At 47.3% G+C, this 20950-nt stretch carries 15 protein-coding genes; 6 read left to right on the forward strand and 9 right to left on the reverse strand.

From position 1 onward, the window contains the following. The 5 genes from strainIA91_RS07330 to strainIA91_RS07350 all read right to left on the reverse strand — a co-directional run bounded on the left by strainIA91_RS07330 (position 1) and on the right by strainIA91_RS07350 (position 11245). Positions 1–255, reverse strand: a complete 255-nt coding sequence (locus strainIA91_RS07330) for a TM1266 family iron-only hydrogenase system putative regulator (protein WP_400166129.1) — start codon at positions 253–255, stop codon at positions 1–3. A gap of 164 nt (positions 256–419) precedes the next feature. Next, on the reverse strand, positions 420–6623 hold the full coding sequence (locus strainIA91_RS07335) for a UvrD-helicase domain-containing protein (protein WP_400166130.1): 6204 nt from the start codon (positions 6621–6623) through the stop codon (positions 420–422). A 15-nt stretch (positions 6624–6638) separates the two neighbouring features. Continuing rightward, positions 6639–7604, reverse strand: coding sequence for a response regulator (locus strainIA91_RS07340; protein ID WP_400166131.1), 966 nt, complete (start codon positions 7602–7604; stop codon positions 6639–6641). A 117-nt stretch (positions 7605–7721) separates the two neighbouring features. Then, a complete protein-coding gene (locus strainIA91_RS07345; RefSeq protein ID WP_400166132.1) occupies positions 7722–8291 on the reverse strand; it encodes a biotin transporter BioY in 570 nt (189 codons plus the stop codon). A gap of 11 nt (positions 8292–8302) precedes the next feature. After that, entirely contained in the window at positions 8303–11245 is a 2943-nt protein-coding gene (locus tag strainIA91_RS07350; RefSeq protein WP_400166133.1) for a C1 family peptidase, read from the reverse strand. Between the two features lie 155 nt (positions 11246–11400). On the opposite strand from strainIA91_RS07350, the gene der reads away from it, so the two are divergent. The 3 genes from der to strainIA91_RS07365 are packed head-to-tail and all read left to right on the forward strand — an operon-like array spanning position 11401 to position 14818. Continuing rightward, entirely contained in the window at positions 11401–12708 is a 1308-nt protein-coding gene (der, locus tag strainIA91_RS07355) for a ribosome biogenesis GTPase Der (RefSeq protein WP_400166134.1), read from the forward strand. After that, a complete protein-coding gene (locus tag strainIA91_RS07360) occupies positions 12708–14228 on the forward strand; it encodes a hypothetical protein (RefSeq protein ID WP_400166135.1) in 1521 nt (506 codons plus the stop codon). Before der ends, strainIA91_RS07360 begins: the two co-directional genes overlap by 1 nt. Continuing rightward, positions 14225–14818 carry an IMPACT family protein gene (locus strainIA91_RS07365; protein ID WP_400166136.1) on the forward strand — a complete coding sequence of 198 codons (594 nt, stop codon included), beginning with the start codon at positions 14225–14227 and terminating at the stop codon, positions 14816–14818. The genes strainIA91_RS07360 and strainIA91_RS07365 overlap by 4 nt, the downstream gene beginning before the upstream one ends. Before the next feature lie 378 nt (positions 14819–15196). Here the strand turns inward: strainIA91_RS07365 and strainIA91_RS07370 are convergent, their stop codons facing one another. From strainIA91_RS07370 to strainIA91_RS07385, 4 genes are all read right to left on the reverse strand, one after another. Beyond that, entirely contained in the window at positions 15197–15610 is a 414-nt protein-coding gene (locus strainIA91_RS07370) for a hypothetical protein (protein ID WP_400166137.1), read from the reverse strand. A gap of 66 nt (positions 15611–15676) precedes the next feature. Beyond that, positions 15677–16450 (reverse strand): patatin-like phospholipase family protein, encoded by a 774-nt coding sequence (locus strainIA91_RS07375; protein ID WP_400166138.1) that lies wholly within the window; start codon positions 16448–16450, stop codon positions 15677–15679. A gap of 22 nt (positions 16451–16472) precedes the next feature. Beyond that, positions 16473–16751 (reverse strand): encapsulin-associated ferritin-like protein, encoded by a 279-nt coding sequence (locus tag strainIA91_RS07380; protein WP_400166139.1) that lies wholly within the window; start codon positions 16749–16751, stop codon positions 16473–16475. A 65-nt stretch (positions 16752–16816) separates the two neighbouring features. Continuing rightward, the gene (locus strainIA91_RS07385; protein ID WP_400166140.1) at positions 16817–17110 is read right to left on the reverse strand and encodes a hypothetical protein; all 294 of its coding nucleotides are present in this window, start codon (positions 17108–17110) and stop codon (positions 16817–16819) included. Positions 17111–17307: 197 nt separating this feature from the next. Between strainIA91_RS07385 and strainIA91_RS07390 the strand changes: the two genes are divergently transcribed. From strainIA91_RS07390 to strainIA91_RS07400, 3 genes are read left to right on the forward strand one after another with little or no spacing between them, the layout of a single operon-like run. Beyond that, positions 17308–18477 (forward strand): hypothetical protein, encoded by a 1170-nt coding sequence (locus strainIA91_RS07390; RefSeq protein WP_400166141.1) that lies wholly within the window; start codon positions 17308–17310, stop codon positions 18475–18477. Between the two features lie 33 nt (positions 18478–18510). Then, a complete protein-coding gene (locus strainIA91_RS07395) occupies positions 18511–19968 on the forward strand; it encodes a PKD domain-containing protein (RefSeq protein WP_400166142.1) in 1458 nt (485 codons plus the stop codon). Further along, positions 19965–20936 carry a nuclear transport factor 2 family protein gene (locus tag strainIA91_RS07400; RefSeq protein WP_400166143.1) on the forward strand — a complete coding sequence of 324 codons (972 nt, stop codon included), beginning with the start codon at positions 19965–19967 and terminating at the stop codon, positions 20934–20936. Before strainIA91_RS07395 ends, strainIA91_RS07400 begins: the two co-directional genes overlap by 4 nt. Positions 20937–20950 lie beyond the last annotated feature (14 nt).

The raw sequence follows: 20950 nt of genomic DNA on the forward strand, positions 1-20950 counted from the left end.
CTATATTTTTAAGGTGGATACTTTTACATTGACGGATTCCAGCTGTCCCAAACGCCCGGACAAGGCCCCTACCTCATCCCCCGTCATCTTTAAAATCAAAAAAATAATGGCGGCGTTTTCATTCTCCACGGGATATCCTACCCGGAGGAGAATGGCATCGGCAAAATCATGCAATAATTCTCCCACCTTCCGGTATACTTTGTCACGATCATAAACGGTAATGCTTAATGTGTGATATCTCAGTTCCGTGTCCATTGGCGGCTCCCGTCGTTATTCCATCAGAAGACGGGATACCGCACCCCTGGCGCGACAGACCCGATCCCCTGACGGCAGATGAACTCCCCCATCTCAGGATGGCAACTCAATATAAATAAAGACCCAGATGAAAGTCAACAGAATATCGTGAAATTTTTCTTTATTTAATCCGTGTCCTCTTTTCTACACAGATACGCAAATTCGCAGTAGGTGCACGCTTTTTTGAAACGGTCCTTGCTGGTGTGCGGAAATGTCCCCTTTTTCAGATGGTCTGCCGCTTCCTGAAACCAGCCGATGATTTTTTCCAGGCTCAACATATCCTCCTGATCTCCACCTTCCTCCCGGATCAGGAATGGTTTTGAAGTATCCACAAACAGCCCCTTTTCGCCTGTATCCCCGATTTCTTTGGACATTTCGTAGGGTTTGTGATTTTTGGGGATACTCTCATAAACAAAAACAGTCTGGTATCCGGGAAACGCTTCTTTCACCTTCAGATAATAAACCAGGGGTTGAATATTAAATCCGGCTGCTACATCCTTTACCGAATAGGATGACCCGGTTTTATAGTCTGATATAAGGATCTGCTTTTTTTCATGATCCACAAAGACTTTATCAATGGTCCCTTTAAGGACCAAATCTTCAAAGGCTTTATGTTTCAACACAGGCCAGATCCGGGAATCTTCGGAAGATTCAGGATTATCAAATTTCTGTTCGAAAAAGCAGTTAAGCTGATTAAAAGTATAAAGAATCTCTATGTTTTTCCTTATGAGATCAGCCATTTTTCCTTTTGGAGGATTCTCATCAAGACCCCGGGTGAGAAAACGAAACCGTTGTTTGGCCCAGATATCTGTTTCCGGATCGTGATCCCGTTTTTTCAGTTCCTCATCCACCACCTGTTTCATGAGTGAGATCGCTTCTTCTTTCGACCGTGTAAATCCCCCTTCTTCCCCAAAGCGATGGAGGATGGCATGGACAAATCCGCCCAATTCCTTGTTTTCTTTTCCCTGTTTGTCCCCATCAGTTTGCCGGAGATTGAGAATTTCACTGAACCAGTATCGCATGGGACACACAACCAGATGTTCCACCTGGGTAGCAGATGTTTTATGGGGCAATTTCACCGGTCTGGCCAGTCCGTGATAGGGCCCCGGCAATCCATCTGATTTCCTTTCCGGGTCAGTTTGCCTTTTCATCCATTCATTATGGCGCCGGATGGCAGGCAGATCGGGAGCCGGATGGATCATGGCCGAGGAAAAGTTGCGATAGAATGAGCGCCGGCCAGGCGTTACTGTGTGGATTTCAGGCGATGGAACCTGTTCAAAAGCTTCCAGGAGAGCGGAAGGTTCAGTCGCCGAACTGTTGGAAAGTGATTTGGAAGCCATAAACCGGATCTCTTTCAGCCGGCACCAATGGTTGAGCATACGCCGGTTCAGATACCAGGGATTGTAAGGAGGTTCGCTGAAAAAGGGGTTCCGGAGCATCCGGACCGGAAAATCGGTCTGGTTCAACCCCAAAAGCCACAGGCAATCGGGTTCCAGATTCATAGTATCCAAAAAACCCGTGACGGGAATGCCCTGCCGCCGGTCTCTCCGGGGAATTTCCTCCTGGTTAATCCATTCCCTGAGGAGGATGAGTCCCTCCTGCTTCATCTCTCCCTCATCGACTCCCACCATCTGCAATGACGGGATGGTCTTTCGAATCAGTCCGGCAAGTGTTTCCCGGACCTTTTGGTCCAGATCCATACCATCATTGGGTGCCAGGTTTTCCGGTATTTTATCCATTGTCTGTTTCAGATAATCCAGGCAGCGGGATATGCTTTTCAAAGAGGCTATGTGCTCCAGAAGACGAACCACAACCCGGTCGTATGTATCACGGCAGGACTCGTGTTCCGGTCCCCTCTTTCTATCCAGGAACAACCTGATAGCATCCGGTGATTCCAGAGCATTCTGCCGGAGATACAGATCCAGTCTGTAAAGAGACTGGGATGGCTGAACGATGGGATCCAGGAGGACGGGAGCAATCATTACCCAATCTGCCTGGTGAATATTTTCCATCAGAGTTATGAGATTCAAAAAATAGTGACCCAAAGGAGTTTGTTTCAGGGGAATACGTGTGGAAAAGGAGACGGGAATGTGATATTCGCCGGCAATACGGCGGATCAGGGGTTCATATTCGGATGGATTGGACACGGCAATATGGCAGGAATCAAGATCGGCAGGTTGACGGGCAATGATTTCCCGGAAAACTGTCCGGACTTCATCTTCAGAGCGGTTGCAAACGACTACCTGATGATCCCGGCATTCAAAATCATCCAATTTTTTCCATGCATAGGCATCGGGAATATGGCTGGAACCGGGCATTCTGAACCGGCGGGCATCCCGGGCGATGGATGCCATCAGGTGATGACGCAGAGGCGATGGCTGATACCATCCCGTAAGGTACACATCCATGCCTTTAAAAGGATGATTCTCTTTCAAATGATGCAGGATATCCCCGTCTGTTGTCAGATTCCGCTCCCGGATTGCCTGAAAGACCGATTCAATCAGGGATTCATTCATCGTGTTGCCTGTCAGTTCATAAAGTTCCGCCTGGCTTAAGGCTTCAGAGAGTTTCCGGGCAGTCCCGGGCATGGGAGATATTTCCTGCTGTTTTTTCAGGACCTGCCGGCATAAAAGCATCCTCACACCGGGATCAAGTCCTTTACCGGGGACATCCTGAATACGCTGAAGATCCTGCCAGGAAAGTATGGAGATATCCGGTGAAGCTTTTTTTCTCCAGACAAGGTTTTTCCGGATTTCTTCAGCTTCTGTCTTTGTTGTACATAAAACCAGCGTGGGGTGTCCATCCAGAAATTTTACCAAGTCTTCCATGACGGCAGTATCGGCTTTCCCCTTTTCCGGTGCCGGCCAGGCAGGATTTCCATCAGGAGCAAGACGGTGTAATACCGCCGGATCATGCTGAATCGTTTCCACATGATTTTGCGTTACAAACCAAATCAATCCCTTCGCCTGAATTCCAAAGGCCTGATACAACATTTCCTGATACAGTTGCATTTGCACCCGGTATTGAGGCAATCCGTTCAGATCCCGGTCCGTTTTATAATCCAGAATCCTCCATGAATCACCCACCCGATAGAGCAGATCCACCACACCCCGGAAAATAAATCGTGCTTTGTCTGTTTCATAAGCAGCTGAAACCGGCAATTCAAAAAAGGCATCTTCTGCCCGGGTATGGTCAATTTCCTGAAAAAGAGGATTGGATGTCAGTCTGGACACATCGTCATTCAGTCGCTGCATGGCTTTTGCAGGGGTCAGTGCCGGGAAATCGATGATATTATCTTTGAGCCATGTTTCTGCGAAAGTAAGATCATGCCACCACTGTTTTTCCATAACTTTATGAAAAAAAATGCCATACTGGCGATGCAATTCTGAATCGTCACCGGCTGCTTCTCTGCCACTATTCCCTACATGTATCCGTTCCATGATATCATGGGGTGTGATGATGAAAAGGGGTTTCCCGTACCCTTCGTCAGCCGGGGGTAAAACCCAGGCTTTTTTATCAATTTTTGGCTCTGGAAGAACCGCCCGTGCATCCTCCCAGGTGCGGTTTAAAAGGCTTATGCCTGTCTCGGGATCATGGACATTGATCCAATCCGGACTTTCAGGATCTGAGGGCAACTCTGCCAGCAGCCCCCGGACAATATAGCGCTGCCAGGGCGTTTGCTGGGAGGGTTTACGGTTTGAATCGGTAAATTCGGCCAGAAAAGCCACCTGGAACTTTGCCCGGGTGACAGCCACATAAAATACACGAAGTTCTTCTGCTTCTTCCTGATTTTTTTGTCCGTTGTGAATGGAACGTACAACACCGGAACGAAGATTTTCATCCTCCTCGTCAAAAATATTCATGGCAACATCAGTTTTATCATCCCTGACGGCATGAGTCACATGGATTTTATCGTTTCTTCCTTTCCGGTTCATATCCCCAAGGATCACCATGGGAAATTCGAGTCCCTTCGCTTTATGAATGGTCATAAGGCACACACGGGCATCCCCCTCGGGGCCGGCTTCCTCCCGGCTGCTTTGACGGTCTCTCTGGGAGATAAACCAGGCCAGGGATTCCCGAAGGGACATCCCATTGAGCATCAGTCCCCTCAGGAGATGAACAGCCAGATCCAGGTTGGCCAGGCATCGATCTCCTTCTTCATCGCTGTAAAATGCCAGTTCCCGATCCTGTTCCGCCAGGATATCTTCCAACAGATCCGGCAGAAAGAGGGTTCTGCTGCGATCCAGCCAGCTTTGCAGAAGCTTTTTGACAGGTTGTAAAGATGGATGTCTTTGGATAAAAGACCAGATTGATTCATATTGGGCTCTATCCCTGAATTCATCCACCTCCATATCGGTAAGCATAAGCCATGGACTTCGACCAAGGGCCGTCAGTGCCAAATCATCGTGGGGATTGGCAAAAAAGGACAGAAGGTAGCAAAAATCAAAAATTTCCTGACGTTGGAAGAAACTGTTTCCGGCGACGATTTCCAGGGGGATATTGAAACGTTTGAAAATGGCAGCAAAGGCACCTACACGCGTAAAAGACCTTAGGAGGATGCCCAGCACCGGACCTTCTGTGTCACATCCGGCCTTCTTCAGTTTTTCGTCCATATTTTCATCATCCCACCAGGCCAGCATTTCCCGGGCCGTTAGAGCGGCATTGAGGGCACAGGCCCGTTCCATATCGTCTGACGGAACCTGGGTCATTGTCCGGACAAGAACGGGACATTGAGGTATCTCATCGATATGGGGAGGAAAGGTACCGGCAGAACGGGTCGGTGTAAACACCGCCTGCCAGGGGGATTCGTCATCGGGAAAAAGCCGGGGGAAAAGGGTATTCACTACTTTTTCGATAAAACGTCCGGTAGACCGGTAATTATTCCGGAGCACAATATCGGCCGGTTTTACAGAAGCTTTTGCCAGATCGTCCCGGGCCTGTTTCATCACCGTTACATCTGCCTGCTGAAATCCATAAATAGATTGTTTCTTATCTCCCACAATAAAGAGTCCCGACGGCCGGAGAAAACCCTTTTCATCAGAAGCAATCATCCGGATTATATCCCAGCGGGGATCGTTGGTATCCTGAAATTCATCCACCATGATATGGATATAGCGATTGGACAGGCTTTTCCGGATGCTTTCATGCTGCTTCAACAGAGATTGTGTTTTGAGAATTACGTCATCAAAGGTCAGGTAACCCATTCGTATCTGAAAATGATCCATGTGTTCCTGAAAAGCAACAAAGAGACCATGAATGGCGAGGAGCACCTGGAGTCCCGTTTGATCCAGCGAATTCGGTGCTTCACACACCCGGGAAGCTTCCAGCCCCAGGGAGTCCGTCAGATCTTTCAGGCTTTCCTTGACATGATTAAGAACTTTCGGGTATTTCCATTTTAATTTGTTGCCCTTATACCGGGATAAAAATTTGTTCTTATTCTTTGTCATCAGCAGAGGCAACACCGACTCGCACAACGCTCTTCGGAGTTCGATACCAGAGGTACCGGATGGAATGGCATCGAGGGCTTTTTGAAGATCGCGCAGGAGGCAGCGGGCTGCATCCGACTCATCATAGACCGGACTCTCCAATGCATCAAAAACCCGGCGGAGTTCAAGGACGACATGGTCTTCGTCAAAATCGGGAGTATAGGCCTGAACCCAGTCACGCCAGATCTCATTTTCCAGATCTTCTTTCGGTTTACGGTCCATCTTTTGCAGCCAGTCCTGAAGAAAAAGGCGGTGTTCATACAAGTATTGAATCACCTGTTTCACCTGATCTACAGTCACCTCATCGAAGACCCTGGAAAGACCGGGATCGTTGCGTGAAGCTTTCATCCGGAGGAAGCGATCCAGTTCTTTCTCAAAAAAGAGGGCACTTCGAACCTCTTCTTCTACCTTGAAATCGGGATCCAGGCCGGCGGTAAACGCATAATCTTTCAGGACCTGCATACAAAAGCTGTCGATGGTGGAAATGGCGTGCCGTGAAAAAGTACCCTCCAGCCAGAGCCGATATTCAGGACCGGACTGTCGCAAATATTGTCCAAGTCCGGAAAGCTCCTCATCAATAGATTTTCCCGCCAGAAGTTTTTTCAGGTCCCTGAAGATTTTCACGGTCATTTCATTGGCGGCTTTCCGTGTAAAAGTGATGACCAGAATATTTGAGGGATCGTAACGGGGTGCATTGGGGTTTTCGAAAGACTGTCGTGCAAAATCATCCAGGATGGCACAATAGCGTTTGGTGAGGGTATAGGTTTTCCCCGTCCCGGCACTGGCTTCGATGAATAAATTCCGGTCCATAAGCATTGCTTTTTGCAATTCACTCTGAGTCATGTGACATCCTAAAGTTTAGAAGTTGGCAAGAAATGTGGCCAGATCCACATATTTCCCGATGCCCAGTTTTTTCCGGAGCCGGTACCGGGCAATTTCAATACTTTTCACAGAACGGAGGGTGAGATTGGAAATATCCTTGGTTGTAAAATTGAGTTTAATCAGTTCACACAGACGAACTTCATTGGGGGTCAGGTTGGGAAAATTTTTGAGAAGACGGTCATTGAAACCGTGGTAAATATCACTGAAGCGAACTTCGAACTCATCAAGAGTATGTTCTTCGAAATGGTTTTGCAGAGCCCGGATCATTTTCACGATTTCCGGGTCAATGACCTTTTTTTCTTTATCCTTTTTATCCAGGAGGGATTTGGTGAGTTTTTTCAGCAACTGATCTTTTTGATACAGTTTCAAAGTTTTTGCCATGATTTGCTGGTTTTTCAGTTTCAGTTCTTTATTCAGGGCGACCAGTTCCTCGTTTTGACGGACCAGGGAGGCTTCCACCGTTTTCCGCCGCTCTATTTCACGCTGCAGGTCATAGGTTTTTTCATTGACCATCTCTTCCAGGCGTTTTTGATAGTGGAGCAGTTGCTGATCGGTTTGAATTTTCCGGAAGGCCATATCGAGGGTAATCTGAAGCTGTTTTGGATCAAAGGGTTTGATGATATAACCAAGTGGAGCTGTACTTTTGGCCCGTTTTAGTTTTGCTTCGTCTGAATGTCCGGTAATATAAATAATGGGGATATGCATCCGCTGATTGACTTCACAGGCAAGGTCGATTCCATCCATAGGACCATTGAGCACAATATCCATGAGAATCAGATCGGGCGGCTGTGAGGTAAAGGATGTCAATGCTTCCCGGGCATTGCCAAAGGGTCCCTCAACCTGGTAACCATATTGTTCGACCAATTTTTTCAGTGTCATGCTGATGACTGCCGAATCTTCAACAATACCGATTTTAAAAGGGTCAGAGCTTGTGGAAATCATGGTTAACCTGTGCTTACGTTTCAGTGAAAACCTAAACATTTATAAAACTAAAGGGAAGAAAATTGTGTAAAAAAAAGCCCGCACTAACGCGGGCTTCCAGATTGTTCAGAAGATTTTTCAGCTTTCCCTGATCCGGGACATCCTGTTGATGATTCCGGCCAGAATCACCGATTTGAATACGGCGCCTGGAATGAAGGGAACGATACCTTTCATCATTGCCGGTTCCCAGGAGACAAAGCGACTGAGCCACAGAGCACCGAAAAACAGAATCGCTGCATGGGTTATGAAACCTGCGACCCAGACATTCAGGAAACGGCGTTCCAGGGACCATTCCAGCCAGCGTCCAAAGAGAAAACCCAAAGGAAGAAAAGCCAACAGGTAACCACCGGTTGGACCCGTCAGATGGTAAAAGCCACCGGAACCCATAGCAAAGACGGGCAGACCGGCTAATCCTTCAGACAAATACAGGAGAACACTCAGGGTTCCCCTTTTTGAGCCTAACAGTGCCATAACGATGAGGACAGCCAGTGTCTGAAGAGTCACAGGTACCATGGAAAAAGGAACGGGAACGGCCACCCGGGCGCTCAGGGCAATGAAGAGCGATCCGGCGACAATCAGAGCCAGATTCAAGGTATAGGTTTTAAATCCCTGCTGAACGGTTCGTAGCTGGTTTGCTTTAATGTGCACTGAGACCTCCTCTATTTCATGTAGACCATTTTATGACTTTTCAACATGCCAGCAGGAGTTGAAAGGGTGTAAATATACACACCGGAACTGACAGGGATACCCCACTGGTTTTGTCCGTTCCAAACGGCCTCATACCATCCGGCCTGATGATTCCGGCTTACCACGGAAGTCACGAATTCACCCCGGATGTTATAGATATTCAGTTGAACAGGGCCGCTTTGAGGCACACCGTATCGAATACGTGTTTCGGGGTTGAAGGGATTGGGGTAATTCTGATCCAGCTCCCAGGTCTGAGGTATGGACGCAAGGGGGTTTTCCACTGAAGAAACATGTTCCAGATAAATCCCCACGTTATCCAAAAGCACCCCGATCAAATGGTTGCTGTCATTGGAAACAAAGCGGAAACGGATCCAGAGTTTCTCTTCACCGGCATAATCGTCCAGGTTCACGGCCCGTTCTTTCCAGTTGTTGTCAATTCCCGAGAGGGAATCTTCCACTGTCCAGTTCACGGAATCCGTACTGGCTTCCACATAGAGGATATCCTGGCCGGCTTCTGTTACATACCATGCCCAGTATTTCAGGGCGACCACATCGGCCAGACTCAGATCAAAACCCGGTTTAAAAGTGAGGGTTGTATTCATATTGGGCAGATAGGGTGAAACCCCGCCGTTTACATGGGCTGTCCAGTATCCTTCATAGGCAGGAAAAGTCCGGGTTGTTCCCCACCCACCGGTAGTATCCCAATAGGTCTTGGCAGATTCAAAATCATCCACCATATTTCCCACCACCACGGTGGTTTTCAGGGTATCGTTGTAATCATTGTAATCCTCTGTCAGATCCAGAGGATAGACGATGAAATCGAGGACACCTGTTTCCATGGGTGTAATGGGTTTAAAGGTCACAATTTGTGACTCACCCGGTGCAATGGATGCGAGCGTGGATGTATCGGCATAAAAAGGTTCACCTGCTTTGGTGGCATAACACACCACATTCATGTCCGTTTCTGTATTCTGACCAATATTGCTCACCACAGTACCTATTTCAATGGGGAAAAGGATGGATAATGAGGAACCAGGCAGGGACAGATCTTCCACAAAAATATCATGGGGTGGTTCCGTCAGATTGATCACCATATTGACGGAACGGTAAAAATTGAGCGAATCATTCAGAAGCACCTGAATCTGTCCGGCATAGGATCCGGCTTCGAGTTCTCTCGAATCCACCGTGAGGATCACATCCCGTGATTCGCCGGGATATAGCACGCCGTTCACACCCTGGGCACTGATCCAGTCCACTTCTTCCACCGTGCCGGAAAAACCCTTAGGAATGAATCCCTCTGCTTCTTCGCCAGTATTGCTCAGGAGGATAGTACTGCCGTCACTGATTTCAATATTATCAACCAAAAATCCTGTCAGGGATGGATCATCGGCTGTGGAATATCCCTGATCCGATGCGAAGGCAAAGCGGATCATCACGCCGGATGCTTTGTAGGATGAAAGGTCAAATTCCACGGGGACCCATCCATCGCTGGAACCGGCCCAGCCGGCAATACCGGGACCCATATTCCAGCCCTGATCCGGATGTCCAAAACTCCACAGGCTTTCACAGGTATATGCCGGGGTAACAGGTTCCAGGACTGTCCAGGTTGCACCGCTGTCGGCAGAGACCCACACATTAAGGCCATCCCATCCGTCGTAATCCGGATCATCATTCCCGGCAGCTTCCACATCCCATTTTCCCATAAAAGAAAGTTTTGGGGTTGTCGTCCCGCTCAAATCCACAAGGGGTGTGTACAAATACTGTAGAACACCATCTGTATACCCACCGATGCTTTCATCCCCACACCACCAGGAGGTGCCGTCATACGCTTTAAAGGAGCTGATGTGGAAATAGGGATCCGCATTTTTTCCGCCATAGATGAGTGAATAAAATTCCGCCACATCACTGCTGACATTGGTGAATGTGATAGTATCACTCAGTACATCCCCCACTGTCATATTCATTTCAATTTCATTGTCTGACATCGCCAGGGGGTCTTGTGTCATGCCGCTGTACACATAAACACCATTATATCCAAAATCCATATCATCCCAGGTAATCCGGAAATAACCGTCTTCCCCCCAGGATGGTCCCCAGCTGTTTTTCACAATCCAGCACCGTTCGGCATCATCCCAACCGACAATCAAAACAGCATGGCCCCCTTCACTGTTTTCAGAGACCCGTTTGTACACGCCGCTGGTATAATTATAAAAATCCGAATACACCTGCATGGATACACTCAAAGGATGCTGGTACACAGCCTGTTTGATGTTGTCTATCAAGGGTTTTGAACCGGTCACATAACCCCATCCGGGAAAGGTGAGGGCTTCGCTTTGCCAATCCTCACAGGCATTACTGCAGGGAGCGTCATCGGCTGTATAGGGAAAACAGCTTTCAGAGGGAACGCCTCCCACATCCAGGATAAAATCCAGGGCATATCCCGTAAAGTAACCTCCGTTTGCCGTTGCCTCATCGTCACAGGAAATGAGAAACTGTTCAGACAGGTCAATCATGGTATCGGGGTCGTTGGTTGTAATCCGGTACCAGGATTCCAACTGAGCTGTGGCCGAAAAGGACCAACAGCTGCCAGCAGGATTCTGGTTTTTTACCGGTGTCACCCAGTTCCCGCTGTTGTCCCGCCAGTCAAAATGGGATGGAAGATTTTCCACATCGGGCAGATCTATAATTTGATCATCAATATTTTTTTCCCGCGGCCCTGTATCACCCAGGAGCTGCCGCCGGGCTTCCGGGCTCATTTTCGAGATTTCCGTTTCGCCGGCTTTCCAGTTGTACCCTGCTTCGTCAATCGCTTTTTGAATCGCTTCCACAGACATCCCCTGTCCAAAAGCCAGAGATGTCAGGATCACGATCAGCATGAAGGGTACAAAATGCCGGAATCTGATTGAGTACTTCATTGTTTTACCTCATGTATCATCTTAGATATTTTGAGAATGTATAAATTTTATCCCGTGTTTGTCATCTAAAAAGCGTTTAACAGGTAGAATTCATGCTTTTAGTGGGATAAACCCTGAAAAAATGATAATTTCCGGCGAATTGACAGGAGACATATATGGCAGCAACCGTTGCAATAGTGGGACGGCCGAATGTGGGAAAATCAACGCTTTTCAACCGGATTCTTCAGGAACGGAAGGCGATTGTAGATAAAACAGACGGAGTAACCCGGGACAGGGTTTACGCGAATGTAGAGTGGAGCGGAAAACATTTTGCCCTGATCGACACGGGAGGAATCATGATTCATCCCAAAGGTCAGATTGAAGATAACGTCCGCAAGCAGGCACTCATTGCCATCGAAGAAGCAGATCTCATCCTCTTTTTGCTGGATGGACCTACAGGCATTACCCATATTGACCATGAAATCGCCCAGATCTTAAAGCGCTCGGACAAAAAAATCCTCCCGGTTGTCAATAAAATTGATGACGTTAAACATGAATCCATGATCTGGGAATTCCACAATCTTGGACTGGGGGAGCCGCTGATGGTCAGTGCCCTTCTGGGGCGGGCGACGGGTGATGTGTTGGATGAGGTGATAAAACGGCTTCCGGATGAATTGCCTGAACAGGAACTGGAACCGGATATTAAACTGGCTCTTCTGGGAATGCCCAATGCGGGAAAATCCACCATGGCCAATGCCTTTTTGGGGATTGAACGTCACATTGTAACGGATATCCCCGGTACCACCCGGGATAGTGTGGACAGTAGCTTTAAATATCATGGGAAACTGATTCAGATTGTGGATACGGCAGGACTCCGGAAACGGACGCGTATCAGTGATTCCATTGAATACTACAGTCTGGTTCGCTCCAAAAAAACCATCGAACACAGTGATGTGTGTATATTGATTGTGGATATTTCCAAGGGGTTTTCCCGGCAGGATGTGCAGATCATCCGTGAAATTCAGGAACGGGGCAAAGGATTGGTCATCGCCCTGAACAAATGGGATTTGATTGAAAAAGAGACAAACACAGCAGGGATGTTCCTCAAATCTCTCCATTACGAATATCCCGTCTTAAAACACTACCCCGTCTTTTTTATATCCGCCCTGGAACGGAAACGCCTTTTGAAAGTTTTAGATGAAGCTCTGGCCGTAAGGGATCGCTTGCACATTCGGATACCCACATCGGAGCTCAATGATGTTTTCGGCCGTATCATCGCCAACAATCCCCCGCCGTCTGTCCGGAGCAAATACGGAAAAATCAAGTATGTCGCCCAGGTCCGTACCAGTCCCCCGCACATTGCATTCTTTTGTAATGAACCCTCCTGGATTCAGGATCACTACAAGCGCTTTCTGGAATCCAAACTCCGGGAACTCTATGGCCTGTCTGGTGTGCCCCTGAAAGTATCTTTTAAAAAGAAGTAATGCGGTATTTCAGTACATTCATCATTTCTTTTCTTGTGGCTGCAGCCCTCTTCGGCGGTCCGGGGCGCCTGATTCCCCCTGCCAAAAGCGGAATGAATCTTCGGCCGGACGGACTGGATCAGACGTATATTTCACCTGAAGGATTATTTGCCCTCCACTACACAAACACGGGGAATGACACTGTCCCCCAGATTTATTCCACCGACTCGGGAGTACCGGATTATATCCTTTCCGCGGGTACTTTTCTGGAAAGGGGTTACCGCCTGCTCAAAGATACCCTGGGATTGCCCCAACCCCCGGTGGATGATATCCGGAGTCCGGAAATTGATATTTACTTTCGACGCCTGGGTTACGGGGTATACGGACAAACAACCGCTGAACTCTCCAAAACACTGCCAGGACGGCCCAAAGCCTATACCGCTTTCTCTGAAATCCACCACACACTTACCGGAGCCGGATTTTATACTGAAGGACTTGAAGCACTGAAAGTCACCTGTGTGCACGAACTGTTTCATGTATTTCAGGTAGGTATCGGCATCTGGAATTTGAACGAAGATATGTGGTTTTATGAAACATCGGCCACCTGGATTGAAGAGGTGGCTTATCCGGACGTCAATGATTATTTCCAGTATGTTGAACGTTATGTGAATGATTGGGGAAAACCTATCTATGACTATATTTACGACAATGTCACCTGGCTCCTTTTTTTAAACGACCGTTACGGCGGAGAAGCCTCACCGGCCATCTGGAACGCCATCGCAGAACAATCCGTATGGCCTGCCATTACCGCTTATCTGACTGAAAAAAGCGGGTCAAAGGGCTGGTCTGAACATTTGGCAGCATGGGGCATGGAGCATCTGTATGCTGATTATCACCCGGATTTATCCCGCTTTGACGACGGTGAAGCCTACTCCCCCCTCTTATTCCCTGCCGGGACTTTCAGATCTTATTCTGTTATTGACTCTTTTAATGTGGTTACCTATGGGCAGCCCTTCAGTTCAAGTTTCTATAAAATCCAGCATATCACCACACCCAGTATTCAAATCAGGATTCTTAGTCCGGGAGAAATCTCTGGAAAAGCCTGGGCGTCTGAATCAGCTACCGAAGCGGTGGATCTTTCCCGGGATTTTACCACCATCAGCGGGACCGGTGTCCCCTGGGATCTGTTGATTTCCCTGGGAACGGAAGAGGCATATTCATCCGGTGAAGCTCTCCGGATCACCCTTGATATCCGGGAAGGGGAATCCTCTCTCCTTTCCCTTTATCCCAATCCTGTCACAGATCCCCGCGTTGTATCCTTCCGTTATCATTTGAAAAACGATTCTGAAAAGGGAATGCTGGATATATATGATATCCTGGGGCGGGAAATCCGCAGCCTGGAACTTTCCACAGATAATACCCGTGCAGGTCTGCATACCGTAACCGCAAACCTTCCGGAAACACTGGCTTCCGGAGTATTTATTGCAGTCTTACGCTTTGACAACCATACGTTTCCTGCAAAATTCACCTTGTTGAAATGAAATTCAAAACCATACAAAAAGAAGTCCACACCAAATTTACGGAAAAGGGCAGCAAATTTTTAGGTCATGCATATCCGCTTATATCGGAAAATCAGGCGGAGACGGTTTTAAAAGAAGTCCGAAAAAAATATTACGATGCCACCCACAACTGTTATGCCTGGCGTGTGGGGACGGGTAAAGATGAACTTTTCCGGTACAGTGATGATGGTGAACCGTCAGGTACAGCAGGAAAACCAATTTTTGATATGCTGGATAAATACGGAGTCACCAACCTGCTGGTCGTTGTGACCCGGTATTTTGGTGGAACCAAATTAGGAACGGGTGGATTGGTAAGAGCTTATTCACATTCGGCGGAACTTACCTTATCGGAAGCCCGGATCATCACCCGGGAAATAGGAACAGAGGTTCAGATCATCTGCACGTACGAGGAACATCCCCATATCATGCGAATTCTGAATACCTATCCTGTTATTAGTCTTAATCAGGATTTTTCAGAAAGTGTCCAGTTATATATTGAAATCGATGAAGTGCATTTACCTGCGCTTCGCATGGATATTCAAAATGCGACATCAGGGAGGGTGAACCTTTAAGGTTGCAGCTTGGGGACATGATACAGATTATTCGAGTGCGAGAAATTTTATTCTCACTATATAGGAAGATGCTTATACATGTGAGCCCCCGGGGATAAAATAATCCCGTCGAGGATCAAATGCAAGATTATATTATTTTTAATATATTGCGCTGTCTTTTTTTTATCAGAGGAGGATTTTTCTTTATTTGAAGTTGGAAGTTGGAAGTAGGTACAGGCCGTGGCCTGTCTGAAGTTGGCGTCGCTTCGCTCCTGATGGTTGGCTCTGGGGCTCAGGGGTTCAGGGGTTCAGGGGTTCAGGGGCTCAAGGGTTCAAGGGTTCAAGGGTTCAATAGCCGCTGCGCGGCTTTCAAACGCTGCTGCGCAGCGTTCAAGCACCTCACTTCGTTCGGTGTTCAATCCCAGCTTTGCAGATTTCAATAGGTGACTGGATTTCTTTTTTGAACACTGCGAAGCAGTGCTGGAATGCTGAGCGCAGCGAAGCAATTGAACGGCACGAAGGGCCGCTTGAATTATTAAACGCCACTTCGTGGTGTTCATGAACCGCTGTGTGGTATTCCAACGCCTGACGGCGTTCAAACCCCATTTCATGGGGTTCAAGCACCTCACTTCGTTCGATCTTCAATCCCAGCTTTGCAGATTTCAATAGGTGACTGGATTTCTTTTTTGAACACTGCGAAGCAGTGCTGGAATGCTGAGCGCAGCGAAGCAATTGAACGGCACGAAGGGCCGCTTGAATTATTGATCGCCAAAGGCGTTTGAATACTGAACCAGAGTCATGCCAATCTCCCAATCAAACCAATCTATTCAATCAAATCAATCTCTCCAATCAAATCAATCCCTCTGCGTCTCAGCGCCCTCAGCGGGAGGCATCACTCAGCACTCTTTGTGCCGCCTCATATCCAATCTCAATCAGTTCCGGTGTTTGGTCCGTATCCACCCGGCTGGCGCCGGAAAGGTCGGGGGTCAACAGGATATGAGCTTGATCCGTATAGGTTTTGGAGGCGTTGGTAATCATGAAATCAAAGGTATTCAACAGGACTTCCACAATATTATCCGGTTCTTTCACGTGGTGATGGGAAATCAGGTCCACGGCAATGATCCTTTCGGCGCCGAAATCCTGAAGGGGTGTGATGGGGACATTCTCCAAAACACCGCCATCCACCAGAAGGCGTCCCTCCCGCTTCACCGGTTCAAATATTCCCGGAATACAAGTACTGGCCATCACAGCAGAGGCCATATCTCCCTCTTTCAAAATCACCTTTTCACCATTGACGATATCGGTGGCGATCATGGCAGCCGGAATATTTGCTTTTTCAAAGGTGATATCCCCCAGTGTTTCCTTTAAAAGCTTTCCCATTTTCTTGTTGGACAGGAGTCCCATCTGGGACAGGGAGATGCCGGAGATATCCAGCCATTTTAATTCTTTAGCAATCTCTTCAATCTCTTCCCAGGTTTTTCCGGCAGCCACAAAAGCGGCGACGAATGCACCGATGCTGGTCCCGGAAACAAAATCCACGGTGATATCATGTTCTTTCAAAGCCCGTAATACACCGATATGGGCTGCACCCAGAACAGCCCCGCCTCCCAGAGCAAGTCCGATCGATTTTTTACGCTTCTTAAATATCCCCATAGCACATCTCCCCTGTGTTTACCTAATGAGAAATTTCTCCATCGGTAAACAGATAGTTTTTCAATTCTTCATCCCAGGCATCCATATTCCGCCGGAGCCATTCCAGCGTCATACTTGCATGTTCTATCTCTTCATCCCGGTTATGAGCCAGGATTTTTTTCAGACTCTCATCTTTTTCCACATCTACCCGTTGATTGTACCAGTCCACCGCTTCAATTTCTTCTTTCAGGCTGTTCAGGGCACGGGTGATGGATTTGGCTTTTTCACTCAGTTTGCTTTCCGATTCGTGATATTGACTCATGATGTCTCCTCTTTTGTGGTGTTTTTCACCATTATCTGTGATGATTCAGTTAGACATTTTTTAATTTACTGTTTTAAACGCTTAAAAACCCGGTCAAAGGTATCACCTAAGGTTTTCCAGCTTTTTTCCAGACCGGCTTTCAATTCATCCCAGGCATCGTCACCTGACTCCCGGAGCTTATGAATCTTGTTCTGGACCTTTTCCCGCTGTGTTTTCATCTCCCGGATTTGCTCATCATATTCTTTTTTGACGTCTGCCTGGGCGTTTCGGGCCTTTGCTTCCAGCTTTTCAATTTTGGCATCCCACTCCTTCAGTTTGGCTGCCATTTTTTCAATGTAAACCTCTCGTTCACTCATCATAATCCTCCTTATTTAGAGTTTCTAATAAATTTAGTGTCTCTCCTACTGATTTCGTTTCAAACAATCTCTCCTTCCCTAAACATCTCAACGTCTAAATGTAAAAATTCTTTTTGATTTTTTATCCATCAGCCATTATATTGAACTTAACACATTCATAAAGGGGCTGTGTGGGGAAACACAAGCAAATATGGCTGTTTGTGATATGCTGTTTTCATGGGATACCCTGTCTGAAAGCAGTCCCTCCGCCTGATGCCCCCCTTGCCTATTCTTCCCAAATCATTCAAAGGCTTTATACGCGACTTCAGGATTTTACACCTCACATCGTGTATCAGGATACCATCCATGAAAACAGATCAGCCTATGTGATCCAGTATATGGAGATTATCCGCCAGGATCTATCCTTCCCGGTCCAGGTGGTCCAGTATCCTCCGGGATATGTTTTCCATATAGGATTTCCCTTTTTTCCGGAAAATTCCCCGGTCCTACCAGATGCCGTCCAGACATTTCTGGAACGGTATTTTTTGGAATTGCTGTTGAATCGCCGGCCACAGGAATTATTGAACCAGGACCATCTGCTGCTCACGTTTAACCGTGCCTTTTACGGCTCCCTTTCGTTTCAGGATGTAGGAATGATGATCCCCAAAATTATCCGGGCGGATCAATACACACTCTATACCATCAACAACACCCTGCTGGCGGAATGGATCTCAGGAAAAGATACTGTCCGGTGCCGTTTTCCACGGAATCTCCAATTAATTTCCGGACTGGACACACGGGAATTGGAAGACAATCTGATTGACAGTCTGGATAAATGGCAAAAGACAGGAAATGAATCCTCCCGGATCAGGAAAAATCCCGTATCCACTACTCCAACATCGGTTTTCCTGAAAAAAGGCAAAGAATTTTATCCCGGACTTTCCCAAGATCAGTATGTGAACCTGTCAACCGGCGATTCACAGATGGTATATCATTCCGATTTCCCTGAGGAAAGCCTCCAAAATGCCCTGCTCCATCCCACCCTTTTTTCCATCTCCCCGAGAATTGAATTGACGGTCCAAATTTATGATCCGATTACAGATACGTTGAACTATGCGTATCTTTTCCATGGCTTCAGCATGGGCCATGACATCTATGCCGGAATAGAAAATCAAACCCGGGAAAGATTTACCTGGGTCCTTTTGATACATCATCCCCATTATGACTATATCCACCTGATGACCCTGGATATCCCTGTCCAATACATGACATCCCGGGAAATCTGGACCGGAAAACTATATCCGTATATCCGGCAGGATAATGTGACAAATATCTTTTCGACCCTTCGTCAGGCATCGGACACAGCGCCGGTACGGATTCATCTGAAATAGTTTTGATTCCCCCAAAAAAACGGAGATCTTACGATGATACATTCCCATAAAACTATCTGTCTGTTATTATTGGTCCCTCTGTTTCTGGCCGGGCAGACCGAACAGGAGATTAAACTATCGGGGGATTATTACTGGGGAGAAGGTGAACATGAAGTGGAGGAAAATGCCAGGTCGGCAGCCATCCAGGATATGCTCTTCAAAATTCAGGTAACGGTCCGCTCTGAATTGACAACAGTCACCGAAGAGTCCGATCAGGGAATCCGGGATGATGCCCGTTCCGTCGTTCAGGCACATACAAGTATGCGTTTGAAAGGACTTAATTTCTACACCACAACCCGGCGGGGAAGGTACCGGGTGATTGCATATATTGCCAAATCGGATTATGCCCGGGGGATTGACCTGATGGCTGCTGAAATTGCAGCAGACGCTGCAGGCGCCGAACTGGACGAACAGCAATCCGGGCTTCCTACTGCGATTATGACCTATTATCTTACTTACCTGAAAACCTTTCAATGCCCCAAAGCCATCCGCTTCATCACACAAAACGGCATGCAATATGATAATCTGCAGATATTTCTGAAAAACAGGATCGAAAGCTATTTATCTGCCCTGGACATACGTACCGGTGATGTGACCATTGATGCATCCATTCCTATGATCACCATCCCTGTCCACGTACGATATCAGGGAAAACCCGTGAGCCGGCTAACAGCCAGGCTGGATCATCCGGACGGGGCAGACATGCCGATTGTAGACGGGAAAACCCGGTTTTATCTCTATACGCTCCCCTCCAGGATAAAGGAAGAATACCAAATTTTTACTGCCATCCACCTGGATCCGAAAACAACTCCTGAAGATCTCCTTGCCATGCACCTCTCTTTTCCCCTGACCTATCCGAAAAAAATCTCACTTGATTTCACTCAGATCATCAAGCTTGATTTTAATGTATACCGGCAGGCCTCCGGAGCCATGCTTTTTAATCCCGTTTATAAAAACATCAGTATTTCGGCCCTGTCCTGGGATTTCGGCGATGGCGAAAGCAGCACGGATCAAAAACCATTGCACCGGTATGAAGAGGAAAAAGAGCATATCGTCTCCCTCACGTTTAACAACAATCCCGCCCTGCGAATCATGAAAACCCTGTCGCCGGATGGAAAAACAACACCGTATGCTTCATCTCAACCTGAACCTCAACCCAAAATATCCTCTCCCGTTCTCAAAGATCTTTCCCTGTCCCGCACCTATGAAGAACTCAGCCGGAAACTGATTCTTTATAAGAAAAAACATCAACTGATGTATGGTAAAGAGAGTACCTTTCTCAAACCGGAGAATTGCTACATCTTTGTGGTAAATCCCCAGACCAAAGAGGTCATAGCTTTGTTGGATCAAGGGATGAACACACGACAAAACATGCTGACCGGCGAGATGGTAGATAATATCAGCCGTCATTACCGGGGCATGGTGAGCATATTTACGGAGGTGTATGAATGAATGAATTGAAACTCCTGATCGCCGGACTCCTGATAAGCGTTTCATTGTGTGCCCAGCACCGGACCCAGGTTTATTTGTCTCCGACAGGAAATCCAACGCTCCTCAATAAAATTCAAAAAAATGCATCATATCTGCTGACGGAGTTCAATGTGGCCTTTATGGAAGAGAAATCCCCGGCGCTTAACGAGGTGATGTTTTCCGAATCAGCCCGCCGGGCCATTCAATCACTCTGGAAAACCAGCCCTTTTTATTGTGAAGAAACTGAAATCATCACCAACCTGGTCACCCGGACAGACCGGAACTACGAAATCCGGAACATCTCCCTGGTTTTTCAAATCGGCGATACGGAAGATTCCCTTCATTATGAAGAGGGAGTCATTATCCTTACACCGACGGGATTGATTGACAATTTTTATTTTGGTCTGGAACGGCACCGGTATCAGGATTTGTTGAACGCCGGAAACACGGTGACCGACTACCGCCGGCGGCAGATTATCCTGGATTTTGTGGAGAATTTCCGCACCGCCTACAACCGGAAAGACCTCCCTTACATCCGGGATGTTTTTAGCGATCACGCCCTGATTATTGTGGGTAAAGTGGTGGAAGTAGATGAAAACAGTCCCAATATGCTGGAAAGCAGTTTCGAAAAGAAAAAAGTGGAACTGATTCGCATGAACAAACAGGAATACATCGACCGGCTAACCCGGGTTTTCAGTGTAAATCAGTTTATCAAAGTAGGATTTGATGACATCGAAATTTTCCGGCATCCTCTGTATGAAAGGATCTACGGAGTGACTTTGCTTCAGCACTGGACAACTTCATCCTATGCTGATGTAGGTTATCTTTTTTTGATGATTGATTTTAAGGATGAAGATAATCCCATGATTCACGTGAGAACCTGGCAACCTGAAAAATATACATCGGCTGATGAAGTCATCGGTTTGGGTGATTTTGAAATCGTTCAATAACCGTATAGAAGGTA

It is taken from the genome of Candidatus Neomarinimicrobiota bacterium, from assembly GCA_041154365.1.
GTDB classification, from domain to species: Bacteria; Fidelibacterota; Fidelibacteria; order Fidelibacterales; family Fidelibacteraceae; genus Fidelibacter; species Fidelibacter multiformis.

Bases quoted from the DNA above. Each gene is read 5' to 3' on its own strand.
- strainIA91_RS07330 (WP_400166129.1), bottom strand. From the start codon at position 255: ATGGACACGGAACTGAGATATCACACATTAAGCATTACCGTTTATGAT.
- strainIA91_RS07335 (WP_400166130.1), bottom strand. From the start codon at position 6,623: ATGACTCAGAGTGAATTGCAAAAAGCAATGCTTATGGACCGGAATTTA.
- strainIA91_RS07340 (WP_400166131.1), bottom strand. From the start codon at position 7,604: ATGATTTCCACAAGCTCTGACCCTTTTAAAATCGGTATTGTTGAAGAT.
- strainIA91_RS07350 (WP_400166133.1), bottom strand. From the start codon at position 11,245: ATGAAGTACTCAATCAGATTCCGGCATTTTGTACCCTTCATGCTGATC.
- der (WP_400166134.1), top strand. From the start codon at position 11,401: ATGGCAGCAACCGTTGCAATAGTGGGACGGCCGAATGTGGGAAAATCA.
- strainIA91_RS07360 (WP_400166135.1), top strand. From the start codon at position 12,708: ATGCGGTATTTCAGTACATTCATCATTTCTTTTCTTGTGGCTGCAGCC.
- strainIA91_RS07365 (WP_400166136.1), top strand. From the start codon at position 14,225: ATGAAATTCAAAACCATACAAAAAGAAGTCCACACCAAATTTACGGAA.
- strainIA91_RS07375 (WP_400166138.1), bottom strand. From the start codon at position 16,450: ATGGGGATATTTAAGAAGCGTAAAAAATCGATCGGACTTGCTCTGGGA.
- strainIA91_RS07380 (WP_400166139.1), bottom strand. From the start codon at position 16,751: ATGAGTCAATATCACGAATCGGAAAGCAAACTGAGTGAAAAAGCCAAA.
- strainIA91_RS07385 (WP_400166140.1), bottom strand. From the start codon at position 17,110: ATGATGAGTGAACGAGAGGTTTACATTGAAAAAATGGCAGCCAAACTG.
- strainIA91_RS07395 (WP_400166142.1), top strand. From the start codon at position 18,511: ATGATACATTCCCATAAAACTATCTGTCTGTTATTATTGGTCCCTCTG.
- strainIA91_RS07400 (WP_400166143.1), top strand. From the start codon at position 19,965: ATGAATGAATTGAAACTCCTGATCGCCGGACTCCTGATAAGCGTTTCA.